This is a genomic window from Methanococcoides vulcani, from assembly GCF_900111645.1.
Classification (GTDB): Archaea; Halobacteriota; Methanosarcinia; order Methanosarcinales; family Methanosarcinaceae; genus Methanococcoides; species Methanococcoides vulcani.
This window is the reverse complement of record NZ_FOHQ01000007.1, coordinates 87,994-105,134: the sequence shown is the minus strand read 5'-3', so window position 1 is coordinate 105,134 and position 17,141 is coordinate 87,994. Positions and strand designations below refer to the sequence as shown.

The following is a 17,141-nucleotide window of genomic DNA, read 5'->3' as shown; positions in this document are numbered from 1 at the left end:
TACTGTTAGCTTAAACACTTTTCTAAAGAAGAGAAGAAGGAGAATACGAAGAAGATGAAGATGAAGAGGAGATGAGGATGAGGATGGAGAGGAGAAAAACCGAATGAGAATTCGCCATTGATTTATAAGATGGTACAAGAACATTAAATCAACAGAAACATTTCTCAGAATAATAATATAAACTATAACCAAAAGGTGATCAAATGACAGACCAGAAGAAAATACTCATGATAGTTGCACAGGAAAACTTCAGGGACGAGGAATTCTTTGAACCAAAGGAAGTGTTTGAGAAAAGTGGTGCTAAGGTCACCGTTGCCAGCAATACAACAAAGAAAGCAAAGGGGATACTCGGAGGAGATGTCAAGCCTGACATTAGCATCTCTGATGTGAACATCGATGAATATGATGCCATATCCATCACCGGAGGCGGAGGTTCCAAACAATACCTGTGGGATAACAAGGAACTGCAGGATATAGTCAGAAAAGCATACGAGCAAGGCAAGGTCGTCGCTGCAATATGTATATCACCGGTCGTACTCGCAAATGCCGGTGTTCTTGAAGGAAAGAAAAGTACGGTTTTCAAGAACGATGAGACCGTTAGCATACTTAAGGACAAAGGGGCTAAGCACAAAGATAAAGGTGTGATCTCAGATGGAAAGATCGTTACCGGAAGAGATCCGAAAAGTGCTAAGGAATATGGAAAAGCAGTTCTTGAAGCATTCAATTAAAAAAGACAGAAAAGATAGGTAAGAGGGATAGACATCAATCCCTCTTTATTAAGCAGGCAACTGTAGCAAATATCATTACTACAACTAATCCACCAGGTGCAGGTATCTGACCTGCATCATCAGCACCTGAACTTCCCTCGATAATTGAATTGAAGTAATCTTCTGCCATATCAAGATCACTCTGGGTTCGAACCATGTTGTGGATTCCCAGACTGCCATCATTTTCAACTTCTGTAAGGTAGAAAAGTCCGTTGTTATAGTTGGCAAGCTGTGGTCCATAAGCATCCGTTCCATTGACAATTTCAAGAGCAACATTTGCTTCTTCTTTTAATGAATTAAGATCAGAGAGCCTCTGCGAAATTGGAGCTTGCTTTTCCTCGATCAGGGATGGTAATGAATCCTGATGGCACATATAACAGCCATTGGATGCTTCAGGGTCTGAAAGCGCCAGTGCATCGAAATCAAAGTCATGACCAGTAGTAACTTCACCATCCAATGGTACCATTGACATATGGCAGTCGACACAACTTATCACCGTAGGGTGAGTTCCATCAACATATCCTGAAGAACTTACCATTTCCCACTGCGCATGCCTCACAACCGGTGTTTCACCATCGGCAACCACGCCTTCCGTGTTATGACAGTTGCCACAGAGAAGTGTGCTGTCCTCCAACCAGATGCCACCCTCATGAGGATCATGACAGGCAACACATGTTATTGCCCATTCCGTTACATTAAGGTCATGAGCAGCTTCCTCGTTCAGCATATATACATCTGCCTCTTCAAGGTTCAGTAACGCACCATCGGTACTCTTGCAGACGATACAGGAGGTGTCCGAATGAAGTACAAATGGTTCTGCGATCTCCGTCGGCTCTGAGTGGCTTGCCATTGCTTCCATATCGAACTCCTCGCCTGCAAACTCATTCCAATCATCAAAGATGGCAACATGGCAATCCCCGCAAACCTCTGAAGACAGGTCTGCAGTTGGAACTGAATCAGAAGGGTTCGAAATATGACCTTCAAAACCACTTCCAGCAGGAGTATGGCATATCTCACAATCTGCAATACCATGGGCAGAAGAGCTCCACATATCATAATACTCCTGATGACAGTCCGCACAATCATCAAAGTCTACCGCTATACACACAGTCGTAAATAAAAGTAAAACTGTTGAAACTATTACTATTGTTTTTGTTATGTCCCCCAACATACCTATCACATAGGATAATGTGAGTTTTCGGGATATATACATTTCCGAAGAAAATTCGGATTAAAACGAATATAACATTCAAAAATAAGATCAAAGCGCCGAGGGGGAGATTCGAACTCCCGAGGGGACAGGCCCCACAAGCTTTCCAGGCTTGCGCCCTACCACTAGACTACCTCGGCAAAAAGCCGTATTCGCGCTGACTGGCGTTTATTTCGCCTTCCAGCATCTGGGATAAATAGCGGCATCCATTATTACTCTTTCGGTAATGCAAGATATGCCATGGTCATTGTTCAATAGTTCATCGGAATCCATGGATGCCTTGCATAGTGCCACAGCTTCCCCCTTTAATGTGAATAAAGCAACCTTATCGTCCTTTTTGATGCTCTTGCTGAAAGAAACGATACCTGAAACTGCAAGGTATGCACCTCTGCAAATCGCATCTACAGCAGTGTCGCGTATAACGATCCGAGGCAGATGAGACAAACCATCTTCCATTGGAAGTATCAACTTTCGAAGTTCGGTCTCGTCGTTGTCCTCCTGCCAGAAAACACAGGCATCCTTGAGATCGTATAGGGTCACCAGAGTATCTTCCCTGAACGGACCTGTACCTGTCCTGCGTAGTTGCTTCATATTAGCACCACAGCCCAGTATGAGACCAATGTCATGACAGAGTTTGCGCAGATATGTTCCTGCCTCACAGCCTACTCTCATGAGCACTTCCCTGCCATCGATCTCAAGAACATCAAGATAGTAGATATTCCTTATCCGCAACTGCCTTTTGACCGCAGAGATAATAGGCGGGGTCTGGTAAATAGGACCGTTGAAGTCCTTACATACACGTCTGATCTTTATTTCAGGAATGTCATTGTGAAGGTGCATGAGGCAGATGTACTCCTTGCCTGAAAGACGCAGGGCTGAGACTGCTTTAGTAGCCTTTCCAAGCATCACTGGAAGCACACCTGTAACACCAGGGTCAAGTGAACCGGAATGACCGGCCTTACTTACACCCACCATATCCCTTATCCATGCTGTTACTTCATGACTGGTAGGACCCACAGGTTTGTCGATGTTCACGACACCCAGATTAATATAATCAAGAATAGGACGATCTTCAGGCTTGCAACCGTATGCGGCATTCGTGGTAGCATGTGCCTTTACGACCATCATGTCCACGTCTTTAGAAGTTCTTGATGAAACCATAGCAGTACCTGCAAATTATTTATTAAAATCCGCCACAGCCATCGATGGCCTGTATGAGAATGTCTGTGATCGCAAATTGGTCCCAGCGACTGGAATCAATAACTATATCATAAATAGAAAGATCGTTGATATCAATTGAATGTATCTCTTTGTAACGTAATGCTTCCGAAGCTTCACGTTCTACAGTCTCCTCCAGGCATACATCAAAGGACGAGCCTTCCCTTTCGACTATCCTCCTGACACGCACTTCCATGGGAGCTTTTACCCATAACTTCAGAGCATTTCCAGCCATGTGGCCTGCAAGTCGACCTTCAAGAATAAGACGATCAGAGCTATTTGCGATCTTGCTCTGCCTTTTGTCGATCTCGATGTCAATGGAAGGATCAGACTCTGCGAGACTGCCAAACTCTGCAAGTGTCATTCCACGTTCTTTTGCAAGACCCCTGAAAACATCACCTGCGGAGATCATCCTCACACCATAATGTTCTGCCAGTAGTTTTCCCACAGTAGTGGTTCCACTGCCCGGCAGTCCACTAATAGTTAAAAGCATGCTTAGACGCCACCAATATCCAGTGCTTTACGCACTACCTGACTGATAGCCAGTGATGTAATGAAGTACCAGAATATCCAGTACTGGATCGGGCCCAGAACAGTAGTCACAAGCTCTTGCTCTCCCCAGAATGGGAATACGAGTGAAGCACCTGGATGCAGGCTAATGTAATGATATGCCCACATGAAAAGCGGCAGAGAGATGATACTGATATATGCCATCGGTTTGAACTGCTGCTTTGACATCTCCATCTGGTCACCCATCATATCAGCACGCTGCTCTTCTAACTTTTTGACCATATAGGTGTTCTGTGAGAGCTGTGCCTCACGGAACTCCTTCTGGAAGGACTTCATGCGCTCCTGTGTGTTGCGCATAAGTTGCCAGTTAATAGTATATTTCTGAATAAGTGATGCATACAAAGCAGTGATCGCTGCCATGATGAACAACATTATGTGGAAGTTGCCATCACCGACCATAGCACTTATAGGATCCATCAGGATGCCAACGATAGCTCCAATACCTTCCCTGCCCTCCTCACCGAGAACAAGAATACCTATCATCAAAGAGATACCGACCGCCAGTACAAACCTTTCTGCTGTTTTCTTGAAATTTGAATCTGCCATGCATCATCACCTTCTATTAGCTTACTTGTACTGGTCAAGTACTTCGCAGATATCTGAAAATACTCTGCCGATCTCACCAGTTCCATCAATATTAACAAGGATACCTTTGTCCTTGTAATAATCGATAAGAGGCTGGGTTTTCCCCTTATAGGAATCGAGTCTCTGCCCGATAACATCTTCTTTATCATCATCGCGCTGGTAGAGCTGTGCACCACATGCGTCACAGACACCCTCATTCTTTGGAGGGTTGAACTTGATGTGATAGCTCTCACCACAGGTACACATATACCTTCCGCAAAGACGGGTTATAAGTTCCTCATCGGCAACATCGATATTAAGGACGACTTCAAGAGGCATCCTAATATCATCAAGAATGCCTGAAAGAGCGTCTGCCTGAGGAACTGTCCTTGGATAGCCGTCAAGAAGATATCCGGCCTTACAGTCAGACTCCGTAAGACGGTCCTTGATAATACCGATCAGCACTTCGTCAGGCACAAGTTCGCCTTTATCCATGTATTCCTTAGCCTCACGTCCAAGTTCGGTACCATCACGTACATTTGCCCTCAAAATATCACCGGTAGATATGTGAGGGATCTGATAATGCTTAGCCAGTTCCTTGGCCTGGGTGCCTTTTCCTGCACCCGGTGGACCAAATAACACAACATTCATTTAAATATCTCCATTTTTTCGTTTAATCCTGTCCGAAGAACGACCTGACCATTGGATGCATTTCCATCATCTGTTCAGATGCAATATCCTCATACAAACGATATACAATACTTACTGTAAGCAGTAAGCCTGTACCTCCGGCACCACCAATGGTACCCAGCATACTTGCCAGAAGTGTAAGGACACCAATGAAAGCACCACCAATAATGGTTACCTTCGGGATATATCGTAACATGACCTTCTCGATACTTCCGACATTACGCCTGAAACCAGGGATCTGCATTCCTGAATTGAACACCTTCTGTGCAGTAGGTTTTGCACCCATACCAGTGGTTTCGATCCAGAACAAAGCGAATATGATACCACCAACGATAAGGAACGTTGCATCAACGAGAACATGTAATCCTACCTGCCACATTGAAGGCACCGAAACACCGTATCCTGTAAATGACTCCCTTACAAGTGAAGGTATCCAGTCATATGGACTGTTTATAGGCGAAAGATAGTACATCACGCCGTTGATAGGAGTAGAACCATAATACTCACCAAATAGAGTTATACCACGTCCTGAAAGTAGCAGACCTACCATCTGTATGTTCGCCTGGAGAGCCCTGACAAGGATCATTGGAAGAACGGATGCATAGATAAGCTTTACAGGGAACCTTCCCCTTGCACCTCTTACAGCGCTGTGTGCCAATGGGATCTCAATGCGGGTACTCTCTACATATACGACCAGCAGGAAGATTGCAACAGTACTCACAAGTGCCAGAACTCCACCTCTGATAAGCAGGAACATGGCTCCATCGCCTGTGAGAATGTAATCTAACCCTATATTCTGAGCTATATATATCCACTTTGGAAGTATTCCGATAGGAAGACCTCCGGTGTCGAGTCCCCAGTTGAACAATCCAGTTACGATCTGCTGCGAAACGCCAGCAACGATGAACAGTCCCACACCGGAACCAATTCCCCATTTTGACACGATCTCATCCATGAACAGGATTAGCATACCGCCGATACATATCTGAATGAATATAATGGATGTAACAACTCCAAGACCCACTCCAAGCGCTGATGCTACTCCGGCATCCGGCAGGATATAGCCTCCTACTATCTGTGGCAGAGCTTCAAGAACGATCATTACAAAGACCATGAATTTCTGTGCACCCTGGAAGAACGCCTGGTCTGCAGGATCGGACATGTTGAGCTTGATAACGTCAGCTCCAACCAGAAGTTGGAGGACAATAGATGCGGTCACAATAGGACCTATACCAAGAAGCATTAGTGATCCTGATGCTCCTGCAAAGAACGCTCTATATTGTTCGAACAAATCAATGGAATCCTTGGAAAGACCAAAAAGAGGTACATTTGCGAGTGCAAAGTAAAGTACCAATATTCCAAGAGTCCACATTAGCTTGTTCTTAAAATGCACATGCCCCTCCGGACTTGCAACGGCGGGCAATCTGTTAAAAAACGGTTCCAAACTCTCCCTGAGACTCATTAACTACACCTTTATACGGGATTGAAAGTCCATTGGACTTTGTTATAATATAAATTAATCTGCACTAAATAAAAACGCAATAAATATAAAAGTAATGTCTGTAAAAGACATTACTCTTCAATTTCTACGCAGGATCCACCTGCATTCTCGATCTTGTCCCGCGCAACTCCTGAGAAGCTGCTTGCTGTAACAACCATGTTCTTTGTTACTTTTCCGGTACCAAGAACCTTTTCAATCTCAAGATCTGCAAGATCGATGACATATGCACCTTCTTCAAGTTGTGCAAAGCCATCTTCTACAAGCTGATCTGCAAGTTCGTCAAGTTCACCGACGTTCACTACTGAAACGTCGCGGATCATCTTCAATGGACGAGAGAATCCACGGTTGCTTCCACGTGTGTATCCGAGTTGTAAAGCCCTTGTGAAATGATGCTTGTTCTCACCGGACCTACCACGTCCACCACGGTTACCAGCACCACGGCGATTCTTGGTAGTACCGCCACCGCAGGTGCGTGAACCCCTGAACTTCTTTGTATTGGTTTTGTTGCTCATAGTAACATCACCTCATCTTGTTCAAAAGTGTCTTTATGTCTTCACCATGGTTTCCAAGGACACCGCCCTGCTGAGCGGTCCTCTTGATACCAGCGTGACCTTTCCTTGGTGGGTGAAGCCTGAAAACCGGCTTCAGACCAGGAACGTCATTGATCTTTGCATTTCCGCTGACAAGAGCTTCTGCGAATGCTTTAATGGAGTCGAAATCTGTGTTCTCCTTCACATAAGCATCTGTCAGGCGTGCATCGCCCTCCAGCCTTCCGCGCTTGCCGATTACCTCTACCAGAGTATCAGCATCAACAGTACCGTATGCAATGTAATCCTTTGCTTTCTGGATCATACCCTTGTTGTTAGGGTTGTCAGCAAGGAATACGCAGTGGTTGACCTTGTGCAGGCGAAGCATACCGAGGGTATCCTCGATCTCACCGCTAACATGCACCTGGCCCCTCATTCTGACTACTGCGAACATATTCAGTCCTCCGTCTCATCAAATACAATTGGTCTTCTTACAGTGCCTGTGTTCATCAGAGCATTGTATGTTGCCTTTGCGAAGTTGAGAGTAGTCCTGGTCTGACCTTCTGTACGGGTCCATACGTCCTTGACACCTGCTTTATCAAGCACTTTCTTTGCAGTGCCTCCAGCAGCAAGTCCAAGTCCACGTGGTGCAGGCTTCAATACTACAGTGACACTACCTGCCTTTCCATTGACCTCGGAAGGAACGGTATGTGGAAGTCCACAACCGCATTCCCATGAACCGCATCCACGTTTGATACGTGTGATGTTGATCTTTGCATTGTCAATAGCCTTTCTGATAGCAGGTCCTACCTGTACATCCTTTGCCTGACCAAGTCCAACAAAACCATCGCCGTTTCCAACGATAACGGTTGCCCTGAACTTGACACGTCTTCCGGAGTCGGTCATCCTCTGGACCATGTTGATATCGAGAACTTCGTCCTCCAGATCAGGTAGCAATATATCAACTATTTTTGGTTCCCTTATAGGGAGACCGGAATCCATGGCTTCATCCATGGAAGTAACCTGTCCTTCTGAAACAAGCGTTCCAAGCCTTGTCTTGGGTACCCATTCCTCATTATATTCATATGCCATATAACCACACCTTAACTGAACTCTGCAAGGATCTTTTCCTTCACTGCTTCGAACACTTCCGGCAGATTGGATCCTTCCATATATTCTGCAACGTGTTCTCCTCTTATACGCTCATCAGATGGGAATACTGAAGAATTGTGAGGCACATCCAGTCCTGCGTCAACAACACCTTTGAGTGCTGCATATACGCGACATCCTGGTGATGATGCCTGAATTCCGATATCCAGTACACCGCTCTCATAGCCTTCCTTAAGTGCCCTGTATCCGAACAAGAGACCTGTCAGGTATGCTGCGGTTGTGTTACCGGTTGCTCCCTCGTATCCATATTTCCCAAGCTCAGTAGAGATAGCTGACGATAATGTCATATCTCCTTTTGCATCTGGTGCCACAAGTTGCAACTGTATGTGCCTTGTGCTCTTACGCACAACCACACGATCCTCTTTTGACAGAAGTAACCTGAGTCTCTGGTGATAATCTGTACGCCCTTCCCTTCGTCGCCTGAATGGGACTTTATAACGGGCTCCTGTAGCCATATTAGATCCTCCACATCAACTTAACATGTAAATTTGTCTTCATTGTCTATTCCTCAGGCTCATTCTGTCTTCTTAATATTAAGATGCGCTTCCATATGAGCCAAGTTCCTATACTCGCCACCCTTTGCCTTACGGTAGACCTTGCAGTATGTGGACTTATCAAGTGTACCATCTGCACGAAGCTCCTTAAGCCTCCTTCTGAGAGCACGGATCTTTTTCATCCACTGCTCTTTCCTCGGGTTACGTGCACCCTTTCTACCTTTACGGGAACCATGACCCTTGCGGTGGCCGTATTTACGCTTTGCATCCCTTTCTCTTGCGCGTCCGCGGCTAACACCCTTTACAAGCTCTGCTTTTATGCTTCCGCCTGCGATCAGACCACGGATATCTTCCCTTGTAATAGCAACTGCTATTTCAGCAGAAGCTTCAGGATCTAACCAGACCTTGTGGACTCCGCATCCCAGGACCTTTGCTGCAAGTCTTTTCTGGTTTGTGAGATCAGTCATCTTACTCACTCCTGGTAGGGTTCAATATCTTAATACCCATTTCAGTTGCTTTTGCTTCGATGATTGCTTTCTTCCTTGCACCAACGGTTCTTGCGATCCTTATAGCTTCGAGGGAAGCATCAACGTCATCAACGTCTTTAACAGTGTTCACAAGGACTTCTGCATACCCGGACGGGTGAAGACCTTTTACTGCTGCAGGACTACCATATCCGACCTGTGCAAGAGCACCTTTTGCGGCAATGTGCCTGCGCTGCTTGCCCTGAAGACCCCTTGGTCTTCTCCAGTTGGAATCCAGACGCTTGTACTTGTGTGAATCAGTCCTCTTGAATGCAGGTTTCTTACCTTTCTGGACTTTCCTGACTTTAAAAAGTCTCTTGGACTCATCATCAAGTGCAAGTTCGGTGGTCACTGCTTCTTTCATGTTAGTTTCATTAACTGTATCTTCCATTCAGATCACCTACACTTCTCTCTCATACCCTCTTCTCAACGATGTATATACCATCCTGGAACACACGTGGGTCAAAGCGCTTGATCTTTGTCTTCTGCTCGATGTTAGCAGCGGTCTGACCGACATCTTCCTTGTTGATACCGGAGATAATAACTTCGTCACCACTTGTTTTTACAGTTGTCTCACCAAGGATCTTGGAAACCCTTGGCTTCTTCTCACCAAGGAAGTTACTGATGACAAACTGCTTTCCTTCGACCTTAAGCTGCATTGGAAAGTGAGAGTAGACCACTTTCATGTGGTACTCAAATCCATCTACAGCTCCCTTCATCATATTATTGATGTGGGAAGAAAGCGTTCCGACCATTGCTTTTTGTTTTTTCCTCGATGATGGAGAGTCAACGACCACTTCTGAACCGTTCACTTCAATGTTTACACCTGGATACCACACGAATCTTGTGTTGGTACCTTTGGGCCCTGAAGCGGACAGAACGTTATTTTCTAACGTTACTGTCACACCTTCAGGAATCGAGATTATTTTTTTGATTTCTTTTGCCATATCATCTCACCCTTAAATTAGTACACAAATGATAATAACTGGCCACCAACGTTATTCTCACGAGCCTCATACTGGGAAATTACTCCCTGAGGAGTTGTAAGGATCAGAACACCAAAGTTCTTTGCAGGAAGGAACTGTTTCTCCCATTTCTCGAACTCGGTTGCTCCGACTGAATAACGTGGCTTGATAGCTCCACACTTGTTAATACGTCCAATAAGTTCTACTGTATATACTCCAGCCTTACCATCTTCCACAAACTCGAACTCACCGATATATCCACGGTCCTTCATGACCTTAAGGACATTTCCTATGAGCTTTGATGCGGGCTTGATAGTGCAGGAATCTTTACCAACAGCTTCAGCGTTCTTGATCATAGATAACGCATCAGCAAGAGGATCTAATAATACCATACCTGTTCACCTCATGTATATTTTTCAAATCCCATATCGCGGGCCATTTCCCTGAAACAATGCCTGCAAAGGTAGATACCATACTTGCGTACCAGACCCTGCTTTCTACCGCATCTTTTACACTCGTTTGCGCCTCTTCCAAAGTTCTTCTCTGTCTGAGTCATTATTCTACCACCACACCATAATTTTCTTTAAAGAAAGATATCGTATCCTCTTTTGAGATTTTGTGGGAAGTTGGTATCTTTCGCTTTAAGACCCTTCTTTTGTTTACCCTGTAACCAGGACGGTTTACAACCACATTGATATCCATTCCAAAGATACCGATGTTAGGATCGTACTTCATGCCAGGATAGTCAGTGTGTTCTTCAACGCCAAATGAAACGTTTCCATAGTCATCGAACTGGGATGCACGGAGGCTGTTCTCGATAATTTCCAGAGATGTTCTCAGGAAACCTTCTGCAGTATCTCCACGGAGAGTTACCTTGCATCCGATAGGCTCGTTCTTTTTGATACTGAAAGCAGGCAAAGTTCTCTTTGCATAGCTTCTGATAACGGTCTGACCGGTAACAGCTCCAAGGATCCCTTCTGCATCGACAAGGTGCTGACCACTTTCTCCAACACCCATGTGGACGACCACTTTATCGACCTTAGGATTTCTCATTGAGTTACTCAATTGACTCACCACCTAAGCTGATCTCTGGCTCCTTCTCGCCTACTACGAAAACATAGTTCTCGATCGTCTCGAACTCGGTTTCACCGGAGATGGTCACTGTGTTGTACTTAGAGCTCCTTACCTTGTTGATCTCCTTGATGGTACCGATCTCTCCAGAGTGGCTTCCACCAATGATCATTGCAAGATTGCCCACTTCGTACTTGATGTGTTTTACGATCTCCTTGTCAGGAAGGGAAAGTATGATTGAATCCTTTGTATTGTAATCGTTGGAACCATTAAGGTTTGTACCATCGTTCAGGTTCATCTGTACGTTTCCGCCCTTGATGACAGTCTTGTTTTCAATGCGGCACAGTTTGTTTGCGCCCATATCCTCGAGCTTGTTCAGAACAAGCCTTCCCTTACCATTAAGCAATATAAGGTATTCTGCATTGTTTAATGGGATGCTAATTACATCCATCAACCCTACAGGGAACCTTAGATCCTTCCTTGCGACTCCGTCAACAAGGACCTTGCCTTCTGAAAGTACTCTCTTTGCTTCTGCCCGGTTGTCAACGACACCAAGCATGTCCCTAAGTACAACAGCAAGAGGAAGACTCTGTAATCTGTTATGAGGACCTGGTCTTGTGGATGTTATCCATTTGTTGGACTTCTTTGAGATCTGCCAGCTATTTGGGACAGATATCCTCTTTTGATGTTTGCCCACTAGAATCACCTACCTCTAGATAATATTGATTCTCTGCGTTTATCGTTCAATTCCAGTGATGTTATCATCACGTTTGAAGGATAGATCGGTCTTGGAACCTCTGTTCCATCTACCTTGCTAACAGAAACACCTTCAACTACGATGGTTCCGCTCTTCAAGGACAATGCTTCGACCTTTCCTTTAGTACCTGCATGGTCACCACGCATTACCACAACAGTGTCACCGATAATAACGCTTGCACTGCGACCAAACTTGCCGCGAAGCTCCTTTGAAAGAGGTGCAGCCATATATTTCTGCCTGATGTGGAGGGGTGCATCGTAACGTGCTTTCCTCTGTTTTCTTGGCTGTTTTGATACCATAATTTAACACCTCACACGATCATGGATGCTGTTGTGCCGATCTTTGGGAATCTTTCTGCTGCTTCTCTTGCAACAGGACCTTTGATGTCGGTTCCCTTTGGGATACCCTTATCATCTACGATCACTACCGCGTTGTCTTCGAAACTGACTCTCAGACCATCCGGGCGGCGGAATTCCTTCTTTTGGCGTACAACGACTGCGTAAATGATCTGCTTGCGCATCTCAGGAGTACCCTTCTTTACAGATACAACGCACATGTCGCCAATACCTGCCTTTGGCATCCTGTTCTTTACACCTCGGTACTTCTTGACTGAAATGATCTCTACAGTACGTGCACCAGTGTTATCAACACATTCGATCTTAGCGCCGGCATTCAGTGCACGTGGGATCTTTGAGCGAATACCCCTCACGCCTGCACCTCCGACTTAACGACTACATATGATTTGGTTTTGCTGAGAGGGCGACATTCCGCGAACGTCACAATATCTCCAACCTTTGCATCGATGCATGGTGGATTGTGAGCGTGGATCTTTGATTGCCTCTTCTCATATCTCTGGTATTTGTTTATCAGCTTTTCACGCCTTTGTTGAATGACCACTGTCCTGTCCATCTTGTCGCTTACAACAGTACCGACGAGGATCTGTCCCCTTACGGAGAGGTTGCCGTGGAATGGACAATTAACGTCATCACATTCCTTGGACGGCTCAGGTACATCCAATCCAATATCTTTTGCCATGATTATTACCTCATGCGTATTTTCTTAAGATTCTTGACTCTATTCTCGGGTTGTGAGAGCAATAATTTCCCGTCTGTTATAACACGTTGATCTTGATCAGCAGAATGGGATGGAACATGGAATATAAAAACAGTTCCCTTCTTTGGAACCATTTTCTCGCCCATGTCTTCCGTCTCGATTACAAGCATATTGCGTGTTTCGTCGACCACTCTGCCTTTTATGTTATTTAATGTGGGATTTGTTGACTCGATTATTTCTGTAACAAGCCCGATAAGCTCGTGGAAAATCAGATTAGAAGCCGATGCTTCCAAATCAGATCTCCTTCAGTTCGTTCTGGATCGTTTTGATCCTTGCAACTGTCCTTCTAAGCTCACCGACCCTACCAGGGTTATCAGGAGCACCACCTGCTGATGCAAGTGCGCGCTCACGGATAAGCTCACTTCGGATCTTCTCAAGTTCGTCCACACGTTCGTGTGGGGTCATATCCCTGATCTCTTTTGTACGAAGAATTGCCATGATTAGCCCTCCCTGTGGACACGGCCCATTGGGTGCCAGTAATCGTGACCTTCATGCTTGTGCTGCCATACACTGTTGACCTCACGGCGCTCTTCTCCATCAACGATCTCAATTGTAGCTTCGGATTCTTCTGCTGATTCAGCCACAGGTTCTTCTGCTACAACTTCTGCTTCTGAAGCTTCTTCGACTGCTACTTCTACAGCTTCTACTTCTGTTGCTGCTTCAACAACTGTTTCTTCAGCCTCTACAACTGCACCTTCAGCTTCTACAAGCTCTTCAATGCCTGCACTCTTTGCTTCTTCAGCAGGAGCAACGACACCGGATGCTGCAAGTTCCTCGGCAGTCTTCATCCTGTATGCGTCCGGAAGGACTGCATCAGGATGAATTATACGTATTCTGCACCCAAGGGTACCAAGTTTCTTGACAGCAACAGCGAAACCGTCGTCAACAATATCTTCAGCAGGTTTACCTGCGTGTTTGATATAACCGTTGACCATTTTCTCCACCCTTGACCTTGAACCGGTCAATTTTCCGGAGATGACGATCTCACAACCAAGTGCACCAGCGTTCATTATAGCACGCATGGTATTGTGACCGGCTTTCCTGAAATACCATCCTCTTTCGATGGAAGAAGCAAGTCTTGATGCCATCATCTGTGCATTCAGCTCAGGCCTCTTAACTTCCTGTGCATCGATCTGAGGGTTGTCCAGATCATATAACCTGTCTACATCACGGGTCAGTTTACGGATAACCTTTCCAGCCTTTCCGATAACCATACCTGGTTTCTCAGCATAGACCGTTATCTGGGTTCCCATTGGAGTACGGTTGATCTCCATACCACCATAACCAGCCCTGCTTAATTGTTTTGCAAAATATTCATCCATGGATGCCTTTACATACCCATCCTGGACGAACTTTCTCTCTACAGCCATTAGCGCACCTCGCTTATGATCATCTCAATATTGACAGTTTCCGTATTCTTCGGACTTGCCCTTCCACGAGCCCTTGGTCTCATACCATGAATCACACGACCACGCTTTGCTGCTACATGTGCAATGTACATGTGATCTGCATTCAGACCCTTGTATTCTGCATTGCTCTCTGCGTTCTTGAGCAATTTAAGCATTTCAGATGCAACTTTCACAGGATAGCGACCTGCTGCCATTGGACCCTTTCTGTGACCAAGACTGTCATTGTGCCTGCCAAAAGGCACTGCCTGCTTCAAAGAGACTACCTCTTCAAGATAGCGTTTTGCAGCCTTTGTTTTCATGCCTTTTACTGCTTTGCAGAGTTCACGTGATTTCTTAGGTGAGATATGAAGCTCTGAACCCATTGCTTTTGAACTGGTCTCTGGATCGAGATCCGTTGTATAGTTGATTCTTGCCATTCACATCACCTTACTTCAATGGTACGAACTTACTCGAACGTGTTGCACCGACACCAGCGCTTCCGTGTGAAACCCTGTTACGTGTTGGAGAGAACTCGCCGAATCTGTGCCCGATCATTTCAGGCATTATCTCTGTTGCTACGAACGTCTTACCATTGTAGACCTCGATGGTCTTACCGACCATCTCTGGATAGATGATCATATTTCTGTAGTGAGTTCGTACGCTTTCCTTACCGTCCTTGAACTGTTGCAGAATGTCCTTCTGGTTATCAGAAAGACCCCGGCGTATAGACCTGCGTTCCTTAGCAGGCAGGAGTTCTGCAAATTCATCAAAACTCAATTGCTGGAGCTGCTCAACCGTAAGACCACGGAATGTGAACTCTCCCTTTCGTTTTGGTAATCTTGATGTTGATTTCTTTGCCATGTATATTACCTCTTTGTTTAACGTTTTCCGGTCCTACGTGCTGCGATCTGACCAACCTTACGTCCTGGTGGTGCATTCCTGCTCACAGTAGTTGGCCTTCCTGGATGCTTTCTGTTACCTCCACCGAACGGGTGGTCAATAGCGTTCATGGCAACTCCTGATACGCGTGGGTACTTTGCAGCCCTTGCTTTCATCTTGTGGTACTTCTTACCTGCCTTGAGGAATGGCCTGTCAATCCTTCCGCCACCAGCAACGATACCGACTGTTGCCCTGCATTTAGGATTGAACCATTTCAAGACACCTGATGGCATCCTGACAACGACCTTGCTAGCCTCACGGGAAACAAGTGTTGCAAATACACCTGAAGATCGTGCAAACTGACCGCCATCATTTGGTTTTGACTCAATGTTACATACAGGAATACCCTCAGGGATTTCTGCAAGAGGGAGAATGTTACCTGGTTTGACCTCTGCGGAAACACCACAGGCAATCTTCTCACCAACAGCAATTCCTTCTGGAGCAAGGATCAACTGTTCCTCACCATTCTCAAAGGCTACTTTGACAATAGGAGCTGACCTTGCAGGATCATGTGTAATATCAATAACTGTACCATTGAGAACGCTCTCTTCATCCACACGTGGGTGTTTGAGTGCGGCTTTGTACTTGTGTGATGGAGCCCTGTATGTTGGACTTCCTCGACCTCTGTTCTGTGATATAAGTCTTTTACCCATATACCTTCACCTCACACCAAACCGATCCTTGTTGCGATCTCATGTGCAGCATCCGGTTCCTCGAATGTTACCAATGCTTTCTTTAAGCCTTTCATTGTGGTCATTGTACGTACTGACTTTACAGAAAAGCCATACATCTTGACCACGTCATCTTCCACCTGCTTCTTGTTAGCACGTGTGTCGACAACGAACTGAAGCTTATTATCATCCATAAGCATCATTGCTTTTTCAGTAATGAATGGATACCTAATAGCACTCATATGAACATACCCTCCATATTGGTTATTGCAGATTCAGTCCATATTGTAAGTCTGCCTGCATGGGTACCTGGTGCCAGAAGTTCTGCGTTCAGGGAATCTACTGTAGCAACATCGACACCTGAAAGATTGTTAGCTGCTTTAACAATAGGACTTTCCTCTCCAGTCACTATCAAAACGCTCTTCCTTGTCTTGTACTTACGGCCCCTGCGCTTACCTTTACCGGCCCTTATGTGTTTACCTTCCTTTGCGCGGATAACATCATCGTAGACACCAGCTGCCTGAAGGAAGCTTATGACGTCCTTTGTCTTCAAAATATCTTCAATGGTGTTCTCTGCAACAAGAGGAACTTCTGCGTCGAATCTGTGTCCGCGTGCCTTTACAAGGTCAGCATTGATAGTTGCTGCAATTGCGGATCTGATAGCCAGACGCTTCTCTTTCTTGTTGATCTTCTCTGTACGGTCGGTCTCCGGCTTTGGAGGATGTGCACGCCTTCCGCCCACTGCCTGTGGGATTCTTGCGACACGGCTTCCATTGGATATCCTTGGAACCTGTGCAACACCTCTGCCTGATCCCCAGGAGTGTGCTGATGTTTCCATACCGGAATACTTCTTAGGACCATATGGCTGAAGTCTGTTAGCCTGTGCAGAAAGAACTGCCTTCTTGATAAGATCCGGCCTGAAAATCTCATTAAAGACTTCCGGCAATGCGATCTCGCCTTTAGCATTTCCTGATAAATCAATAATATTTGCTGTGGTCATTC

General features: G+C 45.5%; 29 protein-coding genes and 1 tRNA gene. 1 reads left to right on the top strand and 29 read right to left on the bottom strand.

Annotation, left to right across the window (positions count from 1 at the left end; all coding sequences use genetic code 11):
- The first annotated feature begins 203 nt into the window (after positions 1-203).
- Positions 204-728: a DJ-1/PfpI family protein gene (locus tag BMX02_RS10255; RefSeq protein WP_091690591.1), complete on the top strand. Its 525-nt coding sequence runs from the start codon at positions 204-206 to the stop codon at positions 726-728.
- Positions 729-762: 34 nt separating this feature from the next.
- Here the strand turns inward: BMX02_RS10255 and BMX02_RS10250 are convergent, their stop codons facing one another.
- The 29 genes from BMX02_RS10250 to rpl4p all read right to left on the bottom strand — a co-directional run bounded on the left by BMX02_RS10250 (position 763) and on the right by rpl4p (position 17,139).
- A complete protein-coding gene (locus BMX02_RS10250) occupies positions 763-1,818 on the bottom strand; it encodes an ammonia-forming cytochrome c nitrite reductase subunit c552 (protein WP_091690590.1) in 1,056 nt (351 codons plus the stop codon).
- 216 nt (positions 1,819-2,034) lie between these two features.
- Positions 2,035-2,117 (bottom strand) — tRNA-Ser (locus BMX02_RS10245).
- A 28-nt stretch (positions 2,118-2,145) separates the two neighbouring features.
- The gene (locus BMX02_RS10240; protein ID WP_091690589.1) at positions 2,146-3,138 is read right to left on the bottom strand and encodes an RNA-guided pseudouridylation complex pseudouridine synthase subunit Cbf5; all 993 of its coding nucleotides are present in this window, start codon (positions 3,136-3,138) and stop codon (positions 2,146-2,148) included.
- 22 nt (positions 3,139-3,160) lie between these two features.
- Positions 3,161-3,688 (bottom strand): (d)CMP kinase, encoded by a 528-nt coding sequence (gene cmk, locus BMX02_RS10235; RefSeq protein WP_091690588.1) that lies wholly within the window; start codon positions 3,686-3,688, stop codon positions 3,161-3,163.
- 2 nt (positions 3,689-3,690) lie between these two features.
- Positions 3,691-4,311 carry a DUF106 domain-containing protein gene (locus tag BMX02_RS10230; RefSeq protein ID WP_091690587.1) on the bottom strand — a complete coding sequence of 207 codons (621 nt, stop codon included), beginning with the start codon at positions 4,309-4,311 and terminating at the stop codon, positions 3,691-3,693.
- 21 nt (positions 4,312-4,332) lie between these two features.
- Positions 4,333-4,980, bottom strand: coding sequence for an adenylate kinase (locus BMX02_RS10225; RefSeq protein ID WP_091690586.1), 648 nt, complete (start codon positions 4,978-4,980; stop codon positions 4,333-4,335).
- Positions 4,981-5,002: 22 nt separating this feature from the next.
- Entirely contained in the window at positions 5,003-6,481 is a 1,479-nt protein-coding gene (secY, locus tag BMX02_RS10220) for a preprotein translocase subunit SecY (protein WP_091690585.1), read from the bottom strand.
- A 110-nt stretch (positions 6,482-6,591) separates the two neighbouring features.
- Positions 6,592-7,032 (bottom strand): uL15m family ribosomal protein, encoded by a 441-nt coding sequence (locus BMX02_RS10215; RefSeq protein WP_091690584.1) that lies wholly within the window; start codon positions 7,030-7,032, stop codon positions 6,592-6,594.
- 7 nt (positions 7,033-7,039) lie between these two features.
- Positions 7,040-7,501 (bottom strand): 50S ribosomal protein L30, encoded by a 462-nt coding sequence (locus BMX02_RS10210; RefSeq protein WP_091690583.1) that lies wholly within the window; start codon positions 7,499-7,501, stop codon positions 7,040-7,042.
- Between the two features lie 2 nt (positions 7,502-7,503).
- Positions 7,504-8,139, bottom strand: coding sequence for a 30S ribosomal protein S5 (locus BMX02_RS10205; protein ID WP_091690582.1), 636 nt, complete (start codon positions 8,137-8,139; stop codon positions 7,504-7,506).
- Between the two features lie 11 nt (positions 8,140-8,150).
- Entirely contained in the window at positions 8,151-8,672 is a 522-nt protein-coding gene (locus BMX02_RS10200; protein WP_091690581.1) for a 50S ribosomal protein L18, read from the bottom strand.
- Between the two features lie 59 nt (positions 8,673-8,731).
- The gene (locus BMX02_RS10195; RefSeq protein WP_091690580.1) at positions 8,732-9,178 is read right to left on the bottom strand and encodes a 50S ribosomal protein L19e; all 447 of its coding nucleotides are present in this window, start codon (positions 9,176-9,178) and stop codon (positions 8,732-8,734) included.
- Position 9,179: 1 nt separating this feature from the next.
- Positions 9,180-9,626: a 50S ribosomal protein L32e gene (locus BMX02_RS10190; protein WP_091690579.1), complete on the bottom strand. Its 447-nt coding sequence runs from the start codon at positions 9,624-9,626 to the stop codon at positions 9,180-9,182.
- Between the two features lie 22 nt (positions 9,627-9,648).
- A complete protein-coding gene (locus BMX02_RS10185) occupies positions 9,649-10,182 on the bottom strand; it encodes a 50S ribosomal protein L6 (protein ID WP_091690578.1) in 534 nt (177 codons plus the stop codon).
- A gap of 17 nt (positions 10,183-10,199) precedes the next feature.
- The gene (locus BMX02_RS10180; protein WP_091690577.1) at positions 10,200-10,592 is read right to left on the bottom strand and encodes a 30S ribosomal protein S8; all 393 of its coding nucleotides are present in this window, start codon (positions 10,590-10,592) and stop codon (positions 10,200-10,202) included.
- Positions 10,593-10,603: 11 nt separating this feature from the next.
- Positions 10,604-10,756 (bottom strand): 30S ribosomal protein S14, encoded by a 153-nt coding sequence (locus BMX02_RS10175; RefSeq protein WP_091690576.1) that lies wholly within the window; start codon positions 10,754-10,756, stop codon positions 10,604-10,606.
- Positions 10,756-11,253, bottom strand: a complete 498-nt coding sequence (locus tag BMX02_RS10170) for a 50S ribosomal protein L5 (RefSeq protein WP_091690575.1) — start codon at positions 11,251-11,253, stop codon at positions 10,756-10,758. Before BMX02_RS10170 ends, BMX02_RS10175 begins: the two co-directional genes overlap by 1 nt.
- Positions 11,254-11,257: 4 nt before the next feature.
- Positions 11,258-11,968, bottom strand: a complete 711-nt coding sequence (locus BMX02_RS10165) for a 30S ribosomal protein S4e (RefSeq protein ID WP_091690574.1) — start codon at positions 11,966-11,968, stop codon at positions 11,258-11,260.
- A gap of 5 nt (positions 11,969-11,973) precedes the next feature.
- Positions 11,974-12,327: a 50S ribosomal protein L24 gene (rplX, locus tag BMX02_RS10160; RefSeq protein ID WP_091690573.1), complete on the bottom strand. Its 354-nt coding sequence runs from the start codon at positions 12,325-12,327 to the stop codon at positions 11,974-11,976.
- Positions 12,328-12,338: 11 nt separating this feature from the next.
- Positions 12,339-12,737 (bottom strand): 50S ribosomal protein L14, encoded by a 399-nt coding sequence (locus BMX02_RS10155; protein ID WP_091690572.1) that lies wholly within the window; start codon positions 12,735-12,737, stop codon positions 12,339-12,341.
- Positions 12,734-13,063, bottom strand: a complete 330-nt coding sequence (locus BMX02_RS10150; RefSeq protein ID WP_091690571.1) for a 30S ribosomal protein S17 — start codon at positions 13,061-13,063, stop codon at positions 12,734-12,736. The genes BMX02_RS10155 and BMX02_RS10150 overlap by 4 nt, the downstream gene beginning before the upstream one ends.
- Before the next feature lie 5 nt (positions 13,064-13,068).
- The gene (rnp1, locus tag BMX02_RS10145) at positions 13,069-13,374 is read right to left on the bottom strand and encodes a ribonuclease P protein component 1 (RefSeq protein WP_091690570.1); all 306 of its coding nucleotides are present in this window, start codon (positions 13,372-13,374) and stop codon (positions 13,069-13,071) included.
- A gap of 1 nt (position 13,375) precedes the next feature.
- A complete protein-coding gene (gene rpmC / locus BMX02_RS10140) occupies positions 13,376-13,579 on the bottom strand; it encodes a 50S ribosomal protein L29 (protein WP_091690569.1) in 204 nt (67 codons plus the stop codon).
- Between the two features lie 2 nt (positions 13,580-13,581).
- The gene (locus BMX02_RS10135) at positions 13,582-14,511 is read right to left on the bottom strand and encodes a 30S ribosomal protein S3 (RefSeq protein ID WP_091690568.1); all 930 of its coding nucleotides are present in this window, start codon (positions 14,509-14,511) and stop codon (positions 13,582-13,584) included.
- Positions 14,511-14,966, bottom strand: coding sequence for a 50S ribosomal protein L22 (locus tag BMX02_RS10130; RefSeq protein WP_091690567.1), 456 nt, complete (start codon positions 14,964-14,966; stop codon positions 14,511-14,513). Before BMX02_RS10130 ends, BMX02_RS10135 begins: the two co-directional genes overlap by 1 nt.
- A gap of 10 nt (positions 14,967-14,976) precedes the next feature.
- Positions 14,977-15,390: a 30S ribosomal protein S19 gene (locus BMX02_RS10125; protein ID WP_091690566.1), complete on the bottom strand. Its 414-nt coding sequence runs from the start codon at positions 15,388-15,390 to the stop codon at positions 14,977-14,979.
- 17 nt (positions 15,391-15,407) lie between these two features.
- Entirely contained in the window at positions 15,408-16,121 is a 714-nt protein-coding gene (locus BMX02_RS10120) for a 50S ribosomal protein L2 (RefSeq protein WP_091690565.1), read from the bottom strand.
- An 11-nt stretch (positions 16,122-16,132) separates the two neighbouring features.
- Positions 16,133-16,381 carry a 50S ribosomal protein L23 gene (locus tag BMX02_RS10115; protein ID WP_091690564.1) on the bottom strand — a complete coding sequence of 83 codons (249 nt, stop codon included), beginning with the start codon at positions 16,379-16,381 and terminating at the stop codon, positions 16,133-16,135.
- The gene (rpl4p, locus tag BMX02_RS10110) at positions 16,378-17,139 is read right to left on the bottom strand and encodes a 50S ribosomal protein L4 (RefSeq protein WP_091690563.1); all 762 of its coding nucleotides are present in this window, start codon (positions 17,137-17,139) and stop codon (positions 16,378-16,380) included. The genes BMX02_RS10115 and rpl4p overlap by 4 nt, the downstream gene beginning before the upstream one ends.
- Positions 17,140-17,141 lie beyond the last annotated feature (2 nt).